The 14525-nt window shown below is 71.6% G+C and carries 12 protein-coding genes; 7 read left to right on the forward strand and 5 right to left on the reverse strand.

Annotated elements, in window-relative coordinates; all coding sequences use genetic code 11:
* Positions 1 to 150: 150 nt before the first annotated feature.
* Positions 151 to 675, forward strand: coding sequence for a cell wall-binding repeat-containing protein (locus DPQ65_RS13360; protein ID WP_114907853.1), 525 nt, complete (start codon positions 151 to 153; stop codon positions 673 to 675).
* On the opposite strand, the gene DPQ65_RS13365 is transcribed toward DPQ65_RS13360, so the two are convergent.
* The 5 genes from DPQ65_RS13365 to DPQ65_RS13385 all read right to left on the reverse strand — a co-directional run bounded on the left by DPQ65_RS13365 (position 672) and on the right by DPQ65_RS13385 (position 7511).
* Positions 672 to 1100 (reverse strand): DinB family protein, encoded by a 429-nt coding sequence (locus DPQ65_RS13365; protein WP_114907854.1) that lies wholly within the window; start codon positions 1098 to 1100, stop codon positions 672 to 674. The genes DPQ65_RS13360 and DPQ65_RS13365 overlap by 4 nt on opposite strands.
* A 227-nt stretch (positions 1101 to 1327) precedes the next feature.
* Entirely contained in the window at positions 1328 to 3655 is a 2328-nt protein-coding gene (locus DPQ65_RS13370; RefSeq protein ID WP_114907855.1) for a transglutaminase TgpA family protein, read from the reverse strand.
* Positions 3652 to 4911 carry a DUF58 domain-containing protein gene (locus DPQ65_RS13375; protein ID WP_114907856.1) on the reverse strand — a complete coding sequence of 420 codons (1260 nt, stop codon included), beginning with the start codon at positions 4909 to 4911 and terminating at the stop codon, positions 3652 to 3654. The genes DPQ65_RS13370 and DPQ65_RS13375 overlap by 4 nt, the downstream gene beginning before the upstream one ends.
* Before the next feature lie 10 nt (positions 4912 to 4921).
* A complete protein-coding gene (locus DPQ65_RS13380; protein ID WP_114907857.1) occupies positions 4922 to 5896 on the reverse strand; it encodes an AAA family ATPase in 975 nt (324 codons plus the stop codon).
* A gap of 424 nt (positions 5897 to 6320) precedes the next feature.
* Positions 6321 to 7511 (reverse strand): serine hydrolase domain-containing protein, encoded by a 1191-nt coding sequence (locus tag DPQ65_RS13385; RefSeq protein WP_114907858.1) that lies wholly within the window; start codon positions 7509 to 7511, stop codon positions 6321 to 6323.
* A gap of 277 nt (positions 7512 to 7788) precedes the next feature.
* Here DPQ65_RS13385 and mraZ point away from each other — a divergent pair, with 277 nt between their 5' ends.
* From mraZ to mraY, 6 genes are all read left to right on the forward strand, one after another.
* Positions 7789 to 8220 carry a division/cell wall cluster transcriptional repressor MraZ gene (mraZ, locus tag DPQ65_RS13390; protein ID WP_114907905.1) on the forward strand — a complete coding sequence of 144 codons (432 nt, stop codon included), beginning with the start codon at positions 7789 to 7791 and terminating at the stop codon, positions 8218 to 8220.
* Between the two features lie 307 nt (positions 8221 to 8527).
* On the forward strand, positions 8528 to 9571 hold the full coding sequence (rsmH, locus tag DPQ65_RS13395; RefSeq protein ID WP_114907859.1) for a 16S rRNA (cytosine(1402)-N(4))-methyltransferase RsmH: 1044 nt from the start codon (positions 8528 to 8530) through the stop codon (positions 9569 to 9571).
* A complete protein-coding gene (gene ftsL, locus DPQ65_RS13400; RefSeq protein WP_162802226.1) occupies positions 9568 to 10071 on the forward strand; it encodes a cell division protein FtsL in 504 nt (167 codons plus the stop codon). Before rsmH ends, ftsL begins: the two co-directional genes overlap by 4 nt.
* Before the next feature lie 5 nt (positions 10072 to 10076).
* Positions 10077 to 11939: a peptidoglycan D,D-transpeptidase FtsI family protein gene (locus DPQ65_RS13405; RefSeq protein WP_162802227.1), complete on the forward strand. Its 1863-nt coding sequence runs from the start codon at positions 10077 to 10079 to the stop codon at positions 11937 to 11939.
* On the forward strand, positions 11936 to 13405 hold the full coding sequence (locus DPQ65_RS13410; RefSeq protein ID WP_114907862.1) for a UDP-N-acetylmuramoyl-tripeptide--D-alanyl-D-alanine ligase: 1470 nt from the start codon (positions 11936 to 11938) through the stop codon (positions 13403 to 13405). Before DPQ65_RS13405 ends, DPQ65_RS13410 begins: the two co-directional genes overlap by 4 nt.
* Complete coding sequence (gene mraY / locus DPQ65_RS13415; protein WP_114907863.1) at positions 13405 to 14520, forward strand: phospho-N-acetylmuramoyl-pentapeptide-transferase; 1116 nt, start codon at positions 13405 to 13407, stop codon at positions 14518 to 14520. Before DPQ65_RS13410 ends, mraY begins: the two co-directional genes overlap by 1 nt.
* Positions 14521 to 14525: the final 5 nt, after the last annotated feature.

The raw sequence follows: 14525 nt of genomic DNA on the forward strand, positions 1-14525 counted from the left end.
CTCTCCCCGGAGTGGCACTCCCTGAGGGTTCCGCGCACGGCAACCCCACCGCCCTTCCTCCGGCGGCCGTGCGCGGAACCCTCCGTCCTCGCACCCGATCTCCACCCCTTCCACGCATCATCCCCACCCGTCCAACCAGAGGAGCACGACATGAAGCGTGAGATTGCAAGCGGCATCCTGAGCCTGTCCCTGGTGGCGGGCGGGGCATTGGCGGGCCTGGTCGTGGCCGATGCCACGGGTGGCACCGATTCTGGTCCAGACCGAGCCACCGGCCGCTCAGTGGTCAAGACCGCGGGCGGGCAGCACCAGCAGGCCGGCCAGCCGCAGGAGGTCATCTCCGAGGACGGAGTGAACCGGGTGTTCGGTGACAACCGCTATGCGACCGCTGCGGCCGTCGCCCAGGCCTACGGCTGGGACGGCAGCAACACCATCGCCGTGTACATCGCCAGCGGCGAGAGCTACCCGGACGCCCTCGGGATCGGCCTGAGCCACTGGGGTGACGGCCCGCTCCTGCTCGTGAGCAAGGCCAACATCCCATCGGCGACCAGGGAGGAGCTGGAGCGGCTCCAACCGTGCTTCATCGACGTGCAGGGTGGCTCCGGCGCGATCAGTGACGCCGTCTTCAAGGACCTGAAGGCCTACGCCGACCCCTCGCTCTGTGAGGAGCTCCCCTAGGGGCGAGCAGTCCGGGCGCCGGTGCCCCATGCGGGGTCGCGCCCGGTCAGTGCGATCAGGCGGTCCTGGGCGGTCGCGTTCTCGCCCAACGGAATCGGCGGCGCGAAGGAGCCGTCCCGCGCCATCAGGTGGGTGAAGGGCCCGAAGGCCTCCAGGAGCGCATGGCACAACTCCTCGCTGAGCGTCAGGGCCGAGCCGTTGGCGCGGGACAGGTCCCAGGCATGGACCGCGAGGTCGAGGGTCTCCATCGGCAGGTTCGCGACCCCTCCCGCCGGCGCAAGGGATCGACCCTCCGCCTCGATGTGGCCCAGCAGCTCGCGGACGGTCCAGCTTCCGGCCGGGGTCGCGGCCTCCGGATCGCTGACCTGCGCCACCTGGTCGCGCCAGGCAGCCGCCGCCTCACCCCACAGCTGTCTCCAGTCCACGGCCCGAGCCTAGGTGCAGTGGGGGCTTGCTGACCAAGGCGGAGGCGGTATGCCGAGGCGAGCCTCGGCATACCGCGCTCAGTTGTGCCGGGCGGGACCTCGGAATCACGTCACCGTGCGCTCGGTGGGGGGTAGATCTCGGGTCACCGTGCGCTCGGTGGGCGCATATCCCGTGCGACGGTGCGCTCGGTGGGGGGAGATCCCGGGCGACGGTGCGCTCGGTCGGCTTAGGTTCGGAAGGGGAACCAGCTGCGGATGATGGAGCGGATGTACTGCACGCCGCTGCGGGGGAACAGCTTGGCGCTGGCGCGGATGTTCCACGGCAGGTCTGCCGCCACGGAGTCCAGGACGCTGACGACGTCGCGGTGCATGGTCGCGTCGTCGGAGGTCTCGGTGTGGGCGGCCGGGGCATAGCGGGCGCGCTCCAGGGTGGCGGTCGCCCGGCCCAGGGCCTCGTCGGCCCGACGGCCCAGGTGCGCCCGGTCCGCATAGTGGGCGCCCATCTCGCGGGGGCTCTTGTCCGGCGGCGGGTCGATGCCGTAGTCCTGCAGGGAGCGCTTGAGCAGCTCCCACTGGCCCTCGATCCGCTCCTGCGGCGTGTCCGCGTGGCGCAGCACCGCCTCCCGGTGCCGCCGGCCGGCGATCGCCACGAGCGCCATGAGCAGGCCGAGCACGAGCACCACGGCCAGGCCCCGCAGCAGGATCGGCGCGGAGGAGCGCAGCGCGTCGACCGTGCTGTCCCACCAACTGTCCTCGCCGGCGGAGTCGTCCGGGGCCTGCGTCGGCTCGCCGGTGGGCGTTGCCGAGGAGGTCAGCGTCGGGTCGGCCTCGGCGGTGTTCTGGTTGAGCTCGGTGTAGGCCGGGGGCTGACCGGACCGCACGCCCGGGGTGGGGTCGAAGCGGACCCAGCCCATGCCGTCGACCCACAGCTCGGGCCAGGTGTGGGCGCGCGAGGCGATGACGGTCCAGGTGCCGTCGGGCTCGCGCTCGCCGGGCAGGAAGCCCACCGCCATCCGGGCCGGGATGCCCTGGTGGCGGGCCATCATCACCATCGCCGTGGCGAACTGCACGCAGTAGCCCTGCTGGGTCGTCAGGAAGTGCTCGATCGGCTGGGAGTCGCTCGGGCCGGGGGCCAGCTGGAGGTTGTAGGTGTAGATCCCGCTGCGGAAGTGCTGCTGCAGGAGCTGCCCGACCACCAGGTCGTTGGTCTCCTCGCCGACGATCTCATCGCTCAGGGCGCCGTAGGTCTCGCGGCCGTTGGGGGAGGCCTGGAGATACTGCGCGAACTCGTCGGGGTCCGCCTCGGCCTCGCCGACGCCGTCGGGCAGGTCGTCGGCCCCGCCCGGGGCCAGGCGCATGAAGGTCACGTCATAGCTGTCCACCCGGTCCTGGACGCGCACCGCGGCCGTTCGCGGGTCCCACCGCATCTGCGCATCGGCGGTGACCTCGGACACCGGGCCGGGGACGGCCAGGTGGGGTGGTCGCAGGCCGTTGCTGAGGAAGGCGACCTCCGAGAACTCCCGCGGCACCGAGTCGGCCACGCCGGGGGGTGCGTTGCCGGGGTAGGGGTTCAGGCTGCCCTCCACCGGGGCGGCGGGGTCGTAGTCCGGCGGGACCCAGCGCTCGCCGTCGAACTCGCTGGTGGCAGTCACCCGCAGCGGCTCTTGCAGCAGCTCCTGCGAGCGATAGGTCAGGACCGGCTCGTCCGACCGGTTGTGCAGGTCGGCCGTGACGTCCATCGTCTCGGTGAAGCTCACCGAGCCGTTGCCGCCCAGGGACCGGCCGTCGGCGTTGCGGGCCAGGCCCTCGGTGAAGAAGGTCGGGGGCAGGTGAGGTAGGGCCGAGGCGGCGACCAGGGCGCCGAGCACCGTGACGATCGCCAGCACCCGGGCTGTCCGCCGGTGCCCGGTGGGCCCGAAGGACACGTCGTGGGATCCGACGCTCTCGCGCCGGTCGGCCGAGCTCCACCCGGTGACCAGCCGGTTGCCCTGCTGGGCCACCATCAGCAGCCAGCCCAGCGCGGCCGCCGCGAAGAACCACGGCTCCATCGCCTGCCCGCTGTTGGAGACCGAGACCAGGAAGGCTGCAGCGAGCGGTATGCCGGCAGTCGCCGGGGCGCGTCCCGTCACCCCGATCGAGTCGACCGAGATCGCGGTGAGGGTCAGGACGGCGACGATCAGGAACTCCACGCCGTCGTGGGTCGGGGCCGGCGCGGCGTAGGTCCGCAGGGTCGAGCCGGCCTCGCGCAACAGCTCGGTGGTCTGGTCCAGGGTCTCCGACCAGGGGAAGATGCCGTAGACGAGGGTGTCGCGCAGGAACTGCCACAGCAGGGCCACGGCCGCGGCGAACGCCTGGGAGAGCACGATCAGCGTGGGGTCCAGGTCGAGGCTGCGCAGCAGCGACCCGACGCCGCCGACCAGCAGGACCATCAGGATGGCCGGGCCGATCCAGGAGCCCTCACGGAGCAGCTCGGTCAATGGCCACGCCACGGACAGGGTGGCGAAGGCCGCGAGGCCGGCCTCGGGCCACATGCCGCGGTCCAGGTTGAACCTCATGTCAGGGCCCCGGTGCGTCGGGCCGCGCGCAGCCGCTCCCAGGAGACGGGCACCGAGTCCTCGGGGCCGACCAGCACGGTCTGCCAGCCGGCCTGGGTCAGCAGCCCGGTGTGCCGCTGGGCCTGCACGCGGTCCTTCCGGCTCTCCCGGCCGCCGCTGAAGGCCTCCGGGGCCAGCACCATCGCCATCGCGGCCGACCCCGGCTCACGGACGGCGGCCAGGTGCCTCAGCTCGGTCTCGTCGTGCGCGACCACGACAGAGATGAGCAGCACGCCACCGGAGGTGAAGCTGTGCGCGGCGGCAGCCAGGGGCTCCAGGCTCGGGTCCTGGTCGGGCTGGGCCCGGGCCAGCACGCTGAGCGCCTGGTCGAGCCCGATCTGCACACCGGCCGACCCGTCCTCGACGGTGCGGTGCGTGAGCAGGTGGATGACGAAGCCGTCCTTGATCAGGTGCCGCGCGAGGGAGGCGACGGCACTGACGGCCCACTCGAAGGAGACCTGGTAGCCACTGCCGGGATAGGCCCCGGCGCGGCTGTCGAGCAGCAGGACGGCGCGACGCCGGGCGGGCCGGTCCTCCTGACGCACCATGATCTCCCCGCGGTGCGCGGTGGCCGGCCAGTGCACGCGCCGCAGCTCGTCGCCGTCGCGGTACTGCCGGATCGAGACGTCGTCCTCACCGTGCAGGGAGACCATCTGGGGCAGCTCACCCTCGGTGCCGCGGCCCTGACCGGCCACCCGGCGGTTGCCCAGGTCCCAGACGTGGGGGAGCACCAGCAGCTCCACGGTCGCGGGCAGCTGGAGCGCGACGTGGGTCAGCCCGAACGGGTCGCGGCGGCGCAGGGTGATCGGCCCGACGAAGAACGCGCCGCGGTGCCGGCTGCGCACGGTGTAGCGCAGCTTGCGGCCCTCGCCGGGGACCATCCGGGGGAGCAGGAAGCGCGGCCGGTCGCCCAGGGCGTAGTCGAACTGCTCCTCGGCCAGGAACAGCGGGGTCGGGCGCCGGCCGACATTGGTGAACTGGACCTCGACGGTGCCCTGCTGGTCGGGGTGCAGCCGCGCGGGCGTGACGACGCGGGTGACCCGCAGGCTCGGCGGGGTCGGGCGGACCAGGAGCAGGGCCAGCAGCGGCAGGATCACCAGCAGCAGCCCGATGCGGGTCACGTCGCGATAGCCCAGCACGATGCCGGCGATGGCCACGATGGCCCCCAGGGCCAGGAACATCTGGCCCCGATTCGTCAGCACCCCCGGGGCACGCACGACCTGCTCCTCAGCGGCGGCCGGAGGGCACCGGCGTGCGGTGCAGGATGTCGGCCACGACGTCGCCGGCGGTCCGTCCCGTCAGCTGCGCCTCGCCCGTCAGCATCACCCGGTGGGTCAGGACGGCGGGAGCCAGGGCCTGCACGTCCTCGGGGAGCACGTGGTCGCGGCCCGCCAGGGCCGCGTTGGCCCGCGCCGCCCCCAGCAGGTGCAGGCTCGCGCGGGGGGAGGCACCCAGCCGGAGCGAGGAGTGGCGCCGGGACGCGGTGACCAGAGCCACGACATACTCCCGCAGTGCCTGGGCGGTGTGCAGCCGCCGCACCGCCTGGATCTGCCGCTGCACCGTGGCGCCGTCGGTGACCGCCTCCAGGTCGCCCAACGGGTCGTGGTCGCCGTGGGACTCCAGCAGCGCCAGCTCGGCCGCGTCGGAGGGGTAGCCCATCGAGATGCGGGCCATGAAGCGGTCGCGCTGGGCCTCGGGGAGGGGATAGGTGCCCTCCATCTCGATCGGGTTCTGGGTGGCCATCACCAGGAACGGCCCGGGCAGCGGGTAGGTCGTGCCGTCGACGGTGACCTGGCGCTCGGCCATGCACTCCAGGAGCGCGGACTGGGTCTTGGGCGAGGCCCGGTTGATCTCGTCGCCCACCACGATGTTGGCGAAGATCGCGCCGCGGCGGAACTCGAAGGAGTGGGAGTTCTGGTTGAAGACGTTGACGCCGGTGATGTCGCTGGGCAGCAGGTCCGGCGTGAACTGCACGCGGCTGACGTCACAGTCGATCGACTTGGCCAGCGCCTTGGCCAGCATCGTCTTGCCGACCCCCGGCACGTCCTCGACCAGCAGGTGCCCCTCGGCCAGCAGCACCGTGACGGCGGTGCGCACCGCCTCCTCCTTGCCCTCGATCACCGTGCTGATGGCGCGGTGGATGTCGCTGGCCACGTCCTGCACGGAGGTGAGGTCGGAGGCGGGGTCTGCGTTGACCGTCATAGAGGGAATCCTGCCTGATCGTCGAGCGTGGCTGCACGGTTCTCGGAAAAGACTACGTGGTGCGGGGCCCGAAATGGTTGCCCCCTCAGGTGGCAGAGGCCGTGCCCCCACGACCGAGCTTCAGACCCAGCTGGAACCGCGTGTGCGCGGAGGCCTGCCGTGCAACGATCCAGAACCTCGCCCCGGACTTGGGTAGTTCGCGTGCACGTGCCTGGCAACTACCCATGGTCTCGCCGCCAGATCGTGGGTAGTTCGCGTGCACGTGCGTGGCAACTACCCATGGTCTCGCCAGATCGTGGGTAGTTCGCGTGCACGTGCCGGGTTGAGTGCACGGCACACGATCGTGACTCAGCCACCCGTCCTCGCACCCCACCAGTTCCGAGCTGTGCACTCGCGGGCGGTGGGCGAGACCGGCCGGACGGAGTCAGTCGTCGACGGCCTGGTAGACGGCGGTCCAGAAGTCGCTCCACATCGGCAGCCTCTGGTCACCGGCGTGTGCCCGCTGCAACATGACGATCGTTGTCAGGTCCTCGGCCGGGTCGTTGACCCAGGCCGTGCCGTAGAACCCGGGCCAGCCATAGCTGCCCACCGAGGGGCCGAGTTCCGTGCGGGCGGTGCGCACCGACATCCCGAAGCCCCAGCCCATGGTGTCGAAGTAGCCCGGCCAGAACCCCGAGACCGCGCGCTGCGCCGGGGTCAGCTGGTTGCCGGTCATCAGCGTCACCGACGGCCGGGAGAGCAGCCGCTCGCCACCGTGCGCGCCTCCCGCCAACAGGGCGGAGGCGAACGTCAGGTAGTCGCCGGCGGTCGAGACGAGTCCGCCGCCGCCACTCTCGAAGGCGCGCGGCCTGCTGAACCGGCCGTCCGGGAGGTCCGCGACGACCGGCTCCCCGTGGGCGTCGCCATCCCGCTCGTATGCCGTGGCGAACCGTGGGAGGTCCGGCTCGGCCACGGTGAAGCCCGTGTCCGTCATCCCGAGGGGATCGCACACCCGCTTGGCCAGGGCCTGCCCGAGCGACCGGCCCGTGGCGCGGGCGATGAGCACGCCGGTCACATCGGCGGCCGTGTGATACATCCAGCGCTCGCCGGGCTGGTGCACGAGGGGGAGGGCGCCGAGCTGGCGCAACCACTCATCGGGTGACGAGGTCGCCAGGGACTCTAGCGCGTCGGCGATCGGGACCGTGCCCGGCTCGGCCGGGACCATGCCGGTGCCCAGGGTGTAGGTCAGCAGGTCCCGCACCAGGATCGGACGCTGCGCCGGGACGGTGTCCTCCAGTGGTCCGTCGGGGTCGGCGAGCACCCGCATGTCCGCCAGTTCCGGCAGCAGGTCGTCGACCGGGTCGTCCAGGCGCAGAGTGCAGTCCTCGATGAGCGTCATCGCGCACGCGGCGACCACCGGCTTGGACATCGAGCCCAGGCGGCAGATCGTGTCGCTGGCCATCGGGACCTCGGACCCGACGCCCGCGAAGGCGAGAGTGCCCACGGCCTCGGTGTGCACCTGCCCGCGGCGGGCCAGGACGACCACCGCGCCCGGGACGAAGCCGGTCTCGACGTGCCGCTCGAGCAGTGCGCGCAGCCGAGCCAGCCGCTGGGCCGAGAAACCACGGGCTGCCATCTGTCTCTCCTCCACATCTCCCCACTGGGCAACGTAGCGCGGACGCGGGCCGCTCGCACGCCTCAGGCGTCGCGGGGTCCGCGCCCCTCAGCACAGAGCGGGAGCGGTCAGCGGTGCGGATTTTCCCCCACTTCGCACCCACCGCGCTGACCTGCAACAACGTGTGGGAGAACTCACAAGTAGGGCGCGTTTGGCGTTGACAGTGGAGCAAAGTGGAGTACTGTGGGGCGCACAGGATGACCAGGGAGCAGGAACGGCACGGGAAGGGGTGGTCACGGTGCTACTTCTCGGCACCTACTCGCCCCGCCTGGACGACAAGGGCCGCATGTTCCTGCCGGCCAAGTTCCGCGACAAGCTCGCCGGTGGACTGGTGATGACCCGGGGGCAGGAGCGCTGCCTGTACGTCTACCCGATGGCCGAGTTCGAGAAGGTCGCCGAGCAGTGGCAGAACGGCCCGACGACCAACGCCGGCGTGCGGGCCTACCAGCGACTTCTCCTGTCCGGTGCCTCCGACGAGATCCCCGACAAGCAGGGGCGGGTGACCGTGCCGGCGATCCTGCGGGACTACGCCGGCCTCACCCACGAGTGCACCGTGATCGGCTCCGGCAACCGGATCGAGATCTGGGACGCCGCGGCCTGGGAGGCCTACGTCGCCGAGCACGAGGACGGCTTCGCCAACCAGAGCGAGGAGGTGGTCCCGGGTCTCTGACCGACCACCGGGCCCACGCCCTGACACCTGGTCTCCAGCCGCACGCTCTGCCCCCGACCCGACTTCCCCCGGGCCGGGCGCACCACGAGCCGATCCCGACTCCACTTCCCCGGAGCCGGGCCCACCGACTCGGAGCCGTGCGGAGGGGGACCAGGTCCCAGGGCCAGCAGGATTGGCGCCGAATCGGCGCTGGGACCACCACCACCCACTCCACATCGCACCACCGACCACCGACAGACAGCCGACCACCGACCAACCGGCAGCGCGAGGACCGGCCAGCAGATCCGCATACCGAAAGGAGTTGACGATGCAGCAGCAACGCCCCACCGCCGAGCGGCACACGCCCGTGTTGCGCGACCGCATCGTCGAGCTCCTCGCACCGGCGCTGCAGGCCGAGGGCGCGGTGTATGTCGACGGGACGCTGGGCATGGGCGGGCACACCGAGGCGGTGCTCACCGCCTGCCCGGGAGCCATCGCGGTCGGGATCGACCGGGACACCGAGGCGCTGACCCTGGCGGGGGAGCGCCTCGCGCGTTTCGGCGACCGGTTCGTGCCGGTGCACGCGGTCTATGACGCGATCCCGGAGGCGCTGGCGGAGCGGGGGATCCAGGAGGCGCAGGCGATCCTGTTCGACCTGGGCGTCTCCTCGCTGCAGCTGGACGAGGCCGAGCGGGGCTTCGCCTATCGGATGGACGCGCCGCTGGACATGCGGATGGACCAGTCGACCGGGCTGACCGCCGCTGACGTGCTCAACGACTATGACGTCCGTGAGCTCGAGGTGATCCTGCGCGACTTCGGCGAGGAGCGCTTCGCCCGCAAGATCGCCCGCGCCGTGGTCGCCGAGCGCGACAAGGAGCCGTTCACCACCTCCGGCCGGCTGGTGGAGCTGCTGCACCGCGTCGTGCCGGCCGCCTCGCAGCGCTCCGGCGGGCACCCGGCCAAGCGGACCTTCCAGGCGCTGCGCATCGAGGTCAACGCCGAGCTGTCGGTGTGGGCCGACGCGCTGCCGGCCGCGCTCGCACTGCTGCCGGTCGGCGGGCGGATCGCGGTGCTGTCCTACCACTCGCTCGAGGACCGGATCACCAAGCGCGGCCTGGCGCTGGGAGCGACCAGCTCGGCACCGCCGGACCTGCCGGTCGAGCTGCCCGAGCACAAGCCGTGGCTCAAGCTGCTGACCCGGGGTGCCGAGGTCGCGGGGGAGGCCGAGCGGGCCGAGAACCCGCGGGCGGCCTCGGTGCGGCTGCGTGCCGCCGAACGCACCCGGTCCGAACTTCCCCAAAAATCCGGAAAACCCGTTCCGAACTTCCCCAAAAAATGGGGAGAGACCGCTCCGAAAGGGGAGACCCGATGAGCCAGATGGCCGTTGCCCGCACCGCCCGCATCGGCAGTCCCCGAGCCCGGGTGGCGCCGCGCAAGCGCGCCCGGCTGCGGGTCGTCGACGCCACGCCGAAGACCCAGAGCCACGCCGGCTTCGTGGTGCTGTGCCTGGCGCTGGTCGTCGGCGGGCTGCTCAGCGCCCTGCTGCTCAACACGGCTCGGGCCGAGAGCTCCTTCACCCTGAGCGACCTGCGCGCCGAGCAGACCGAGCTGCACGACACCCGGGTCACCCTGGAGGCCGAGCTCAGCCAGATGCGCTCCCCGGAGACGCTGGCCGCCTCCGCCGAGGACCTCGGGCTGGTCGCCTCGCCCTCCACGGCGGTGCTGCGGCTCTCAGACAACCAGGTTCTCGGCGTGGCGGCCCAGGTGGACCCGGCTGACAGCTCTACCGTGGTCTCACCATTCGTCACGACCGCTGAGGGCGGCGCCGAGCGCATCGAGCAGGCCCTTGAGGGGGCCGTCCAGGGAGGTTGAGGAGCGTGGCAGCAGCCCGTCGTCGCGGCGCCGCGGGGGTCGTGCACCCGCAACGCCGGATGCGGTTCATGCTCTTCGGCATCCTCATCGTCTTCAGCCTGTTTGCCGCGCAGCTGGTGAAGCTGCAGGGCCTGGACGCCGCGAGCGTCTCGGCGGCCGCGATTGACCGGCGTCTGCACGAGGTCTCCATCCCTGCCTCCCGCGGCGTGATCTATGACGCCAACGGAGTCGCGCTGGCCGAGTCCGTGGAGCGCCGCAACATCACCGCCGACCCGACGGCCGTCATCACCTACACCAAGCGGATCGACGGCGAGCGCGTCGAGGTCGGCTATGAGGGCGCTGCTCAGGACATCGCCGAGGTCACCGGCGCCGACCCCGCCGTGCTCGAGAAGACGCTGCGGGACCATCACGGTGCCCGGTGGACCTGGCTGCAGAAGGACGTCTCCCCGCAGACCTGGCAGCGGGTCAAGGCGCTGCAGATCCCCGGCATCTACGCCGAGCCGTTCGTCAAGCGTGCCTACCCGCTCGGGGCCTCGATGGCTCCGCTGGTCGGCTGGGTCGGATCCAGCGGCATGGCCGCCAACGGCGTGGAGCTGATGTTCGAGGAGCAGCTGACCGGCACACCAGGCTCGATGACCTATGAGCTGGGCGGCCGCGGCGAGCGGATCACGACCGGCAAGAGCAGCGAGACCCCGGCCGTGCCCGGCGAGGACGTGCACCTGACCATCGACAGTGACCTGCAGTGGTTCACCTACGACCAGGTCAAGGCCATGGTGGAGCAGTCCGGGGCGCTGTCCGGCTACGCCGTGGTGATGGACCCCACGACCGGTGACCTGCTGGCCGCGGCGAGCTACCCCTCCTACGACCCGACCGATGACCAGCAGACCTCCGCCGCCCTGCGCAACCCCCTGTTCGAGGACGTCTACGAGCCCGGCTCGACCAACAAGGTGATCACCGCCGGCGCGGCCCTGGAGGAGGGGATCATCGACCTGGAGACGCCGATGGTGCTGCCCAACCGGCTGCCCCGCGGCGGCACGCGCTTCCAGGACGCGCACGACCCGGACAACCCCTACGCCACCTTCGCCGGCGTGCTGGCGACCAGCTCCAACATGGGCACGATCATGTATGGCGAGAAGCTGCCCGATGAGGTGCTCTACGAGTACATGCGCGACTTCGGCATGGGCCGCGAGGCCAACCTCGGCTTCCCCGGCCAGTCCAACGGCCTGGTGCCGCCCCCGGACACCTGGAGCGCCACCAGCAAATACACCATGACCTTCGGCCAGGGCCTGGCCAGCACGATGCTGCAGCAGATCGGCGTCTTCCAGACCGTCGCCAACGACGGCGTCTATGTCGAGCCGCGGCTGGTCAAGGGCGCCGACGAGGACGGGTCCTTCGTGGCCGAGCCGGACGCCAAGGAGGACCGGGTCGTGTCCGCGGAGACCGCCAACGAGCTGACCTCGATCATGGAGTACGTCCCCAGCCCCGAGGGCACCGCACCGCAGGCGGCCGTGGAGGGCTACCGGGTGGCCGGCAAGACCTCGACGGCGGACCGCTACGACCCGCAGAAGGGCCGCTACTCCGGGGTGACCGCCGGCTTCATCGGCTTCGCGCCGGCCGACGACCCGGAGCTGGTGATCGCGGTCGCCATCCAGCGGCCGACCCGCGGCAAGTGGGGCGGCGAGCTGGCCGGCCCGGTCTTCTCCGAGGTCATGCGCTATGCGCTCACCCAGCGCGGGGTGTCGCCGAGCACCTCCGAGGCGCCGGAGATCACCCTGCACTACGACCCGGACGCCCCGGCGCCCGGTGAGGATCCCGGTGTCACACTGGGCGATATCGCTATCCGAGACGAAGGGACCCCGCAACAGTGATCGAGTTGTCCCTCGGCGAGATCGCCGAGGCAACCGGCGGCCAGGTGCACCCGGCAGGGGCCGCCGACATCAGGGTCACCGCAGGCGTGGTCACCGACTCCCGTGAGGTCGAGCCCGGCGGGCTGTATGTCGCACGGCTGGGTGAGCACGCCGACGGCCACGACTACGTGGGGTCGGCTGCGCAGCAGGGCGCCGTGGGCGCCCTGACCGACCGGGTGATGGAGGAGCTGCCGTGCGTGGTGGTGTCCGACACCACCGACGGTTTCGCCGCGCTCGGGCGGGAGGTGGTGGACCGCTGCACCGCCGCGGGCGGCCTGCGGATCGTGGGCATCACCGGCTCCTCGGGCAAGACCTCCACCAAGGACCTGGCTGAGCAGGTGATCAGCCGGCTGGGCGCCACGGTCGCACCGATCGCGTCCTACAACTCCGAGGTCGGCGTGCCGCTGACCGTGTGCCGGCTGACCGAGGACACCCAGTTCCTGGTCGCCGAGATGGGCGCCTCCGGGGTCGGCCACATCGACTTCCTGACCGCCATCGCCCCGCCGCAGGTCGGGGTGGTGCTCAACGTCGGCACCGCCCACCTGGGGGAGTTCGGCAGCCGGGAGGCGATCGCGCACACCAAGGCCGAGCTGGTCCGGGCGCTGCCCGAGGACGGGCTGGCCGTGCTCAACGCCGACGACCCGGTCGTGGTCGCGATGGCCGACCAGACCCGCGCGCGAGTGCGCACCGTCGGCCTCAGCCCCGACGCCGACGTGCGCGCCGAGGACGTCGAGATCAACGTGCGCGGCCAGGCGGCTTTCACCCTGCACCTGCCCGGTGAGCAGCCGGTGCCGGTCACCCTCAAGCTGCACGGGCCGCACCACGTCGGCAACGCCCTGGCGGTGGCCACGGTCGCCGCGGAGTGGGGCATGCCGGTCGAGCAGATCGCCGACGCCCTCGGCGCGGCCGGGGCGGTCAGCCGGTGGCGCATGGAGGTCCACGAGCGCGCCGACGGCGTGACGATCGTCAACGACGCCTACAACGCCAACCCCGACTCGATGCGCGCCGCGCTGCGCTCCCTGGCCGTCATGCGCAGCGGGGAGGGGGCCGCCGTCGCGGTCGTCGGCGAGATGCGCGAGCTGGGGGAGGACTCGGTCGCCGAGCACCGCGCCATCGGTGAGCTCGCCGCCGGGCTGGGGATCGAGACGGTCGTCGCCGTCGGGGACGGGGCGGTCCCCGTGGCCGACGGGTTCCGCGAGGCCGGCGGTCGGCAGGCCCACGTCTGTGCCGACACCGACGCCGCCCGCCCGCTGCTGGAGGAGATCCTGGCCGCCGGTGACGTCGTGCTGCTGAAGTCCAGCCGCGACTCCGGCCTGCGCTTCCTCGGGGACGACCTGGTCGGCGACGCCTCCCAGGACACCGACGGCGACGCCCCACAGGCCACCGGCACCGACTCCCCGGGCGACCCTGAGAGCACGGTGTCCTGATGGTGACGATCGTCCTGGCGGCCGGGATCGCCATGGTGGTGGCGCTGTTCGGCACCCCGCTGTTCATCCGCTTCCTGGTCCGCCGCGGCTATGGCCAGTTCATCCGCGACGACGGCCCCACCTCGCACCACACCAAGCGCGGCACGCCCACGATGGGCGGCGCGGTGATCATCCTGGCCACGCTGCTGGGCTACGTCGGCGCGCACGCCAGCATGTGGGTGATCGACGCAACCGGGCTGATGGAGTTCGGCGGCAGCTCGATGAGCATCAGCGGCCTGCTGGTGCTGTTCCTGATGGCCGGCCTGGGGCTGGTCGGGTTCGCCGACGACTGGACCAAGATCTCCAAGCAGCGCAGCCTGGGGCTGCGCTCCCACGAGAAGCTCATCGGGCAGACGCTGGTCGCCGTGCTCTTCGCCGTGGCGGCCCTGCAGTTCCCCGGCGACGCCTTCCGCACCCCGGCCAGCACCGCCGTCAGCTTCGTGCGCGACCTCAACCTCGACTTCGCGGTCTTCGGCACCGTGGGCGGGCTGATCGCCTTCGTCATCTGGGCCAACCTGATGATCGCCGGAGCCTCCAACGGCGTGAACCTCACCGACGGCCTGGACGGCCTCGCCACCGGCGCCTCGGTGATGGTCTTCGGCGGCTACGTGCTGATCGGCATCTGGCAGTACAACCAGAACTGCCAGATCACCCCCGGCCCCAACTGCTATGACGTGCGCGACGCCCACGACCTGGCCGTCGTCGCGGCCTGCGTCGCCGGCGCCTGCTTCGGGTTCCTGTGGTGGAACGCCTCGCCGGCCAAGATCTTCATGGGCGACACCGGCGCCCTGGCCCTGGGTGGCGCGCTGGCCGGCCTGGCCATCACCACCCACACCCAGCTGCTGATGGTCATCCTCGGCGGCCTGTTCGTGATCATCACGATGTCGGTCATCATCCAGGTCGCCTCGTTCAAGCTGACCGGCAAACGGGTGTTCCGGATGGCGCCGTTGCAGCACCACTTCGAGCTGCTCGGGTGGAACGAGGTCACCATCGTGATCCGCTTCTGGATCATCCAGGGTCTGTGCGTGGCGGCCGGCCTGGGCATCTTCTACGCCGAGTGGGTGGTCTCGCTGTGAGTGAC

Origin of the sequence: Ornithinimicrobium murale (genome assembly GCF_003352835.1) — a bacterium.
Taxonomy (GTDB): Bacteria; Actinomycetota; Actinomycetes; order Actinomycetales; family Dermatophilaceae; genus Ornithinicoccus; species Ornithinicoccus muralis.

Bases quoted from the DNA above. Each gene is read 5' to 3' on its own strand.
- mraY (WP_114907863.1), top strand. From the start codon at position 13,405: ATGGTGACGATCGTCCTGGCGGCCGGGATCGCCATGGTGGTGGCGCTG.
- ftsL (WP_162802226.1), top strand. From the start codon at position 9,568: ATGAGCCAGATGGCCGTTGCCCGCACCGCCCGCATCGGCAGTCCCCGA.
- DPQ65_RS13380 (WP_114907857.1), bottom strand. From the start codon at position 5,896: ATGACGGTCAACGCAGACCCCGCCTCCGACCTCACCTCCGTGCAGGAC.
- rsmH (WP_114907859.1), top strand. From the start codon at position 8,528: ATGCAGCAGCAACGCCCCACCGCCGAGCGGCACACGCCCGTGTTGCGC.
- DPQ65_RS13360 (WP_114907853.1), top strand. From the start codon at position 151: ATGAAGCGTGAGATTGCAAGCGGCATCCTGAGCCTGTCCCTGGTGGCG.
- DPQ65_RS13370 (WP_114907855.1), bottom strand. From the start codon at position 3,655: ATGAGGTTCAACCTGGACCGCGGCATGTGGCCCGAGGCCGGCCTCGCG.
- DPQ65_RS13385 (WP_114907858.1), bottom strand. From the start codon at position 7,511: ATGGCAGCCCGTGGTTTCTCGGCCCAGCGGCTGGCTCGGCTGCGCGCA.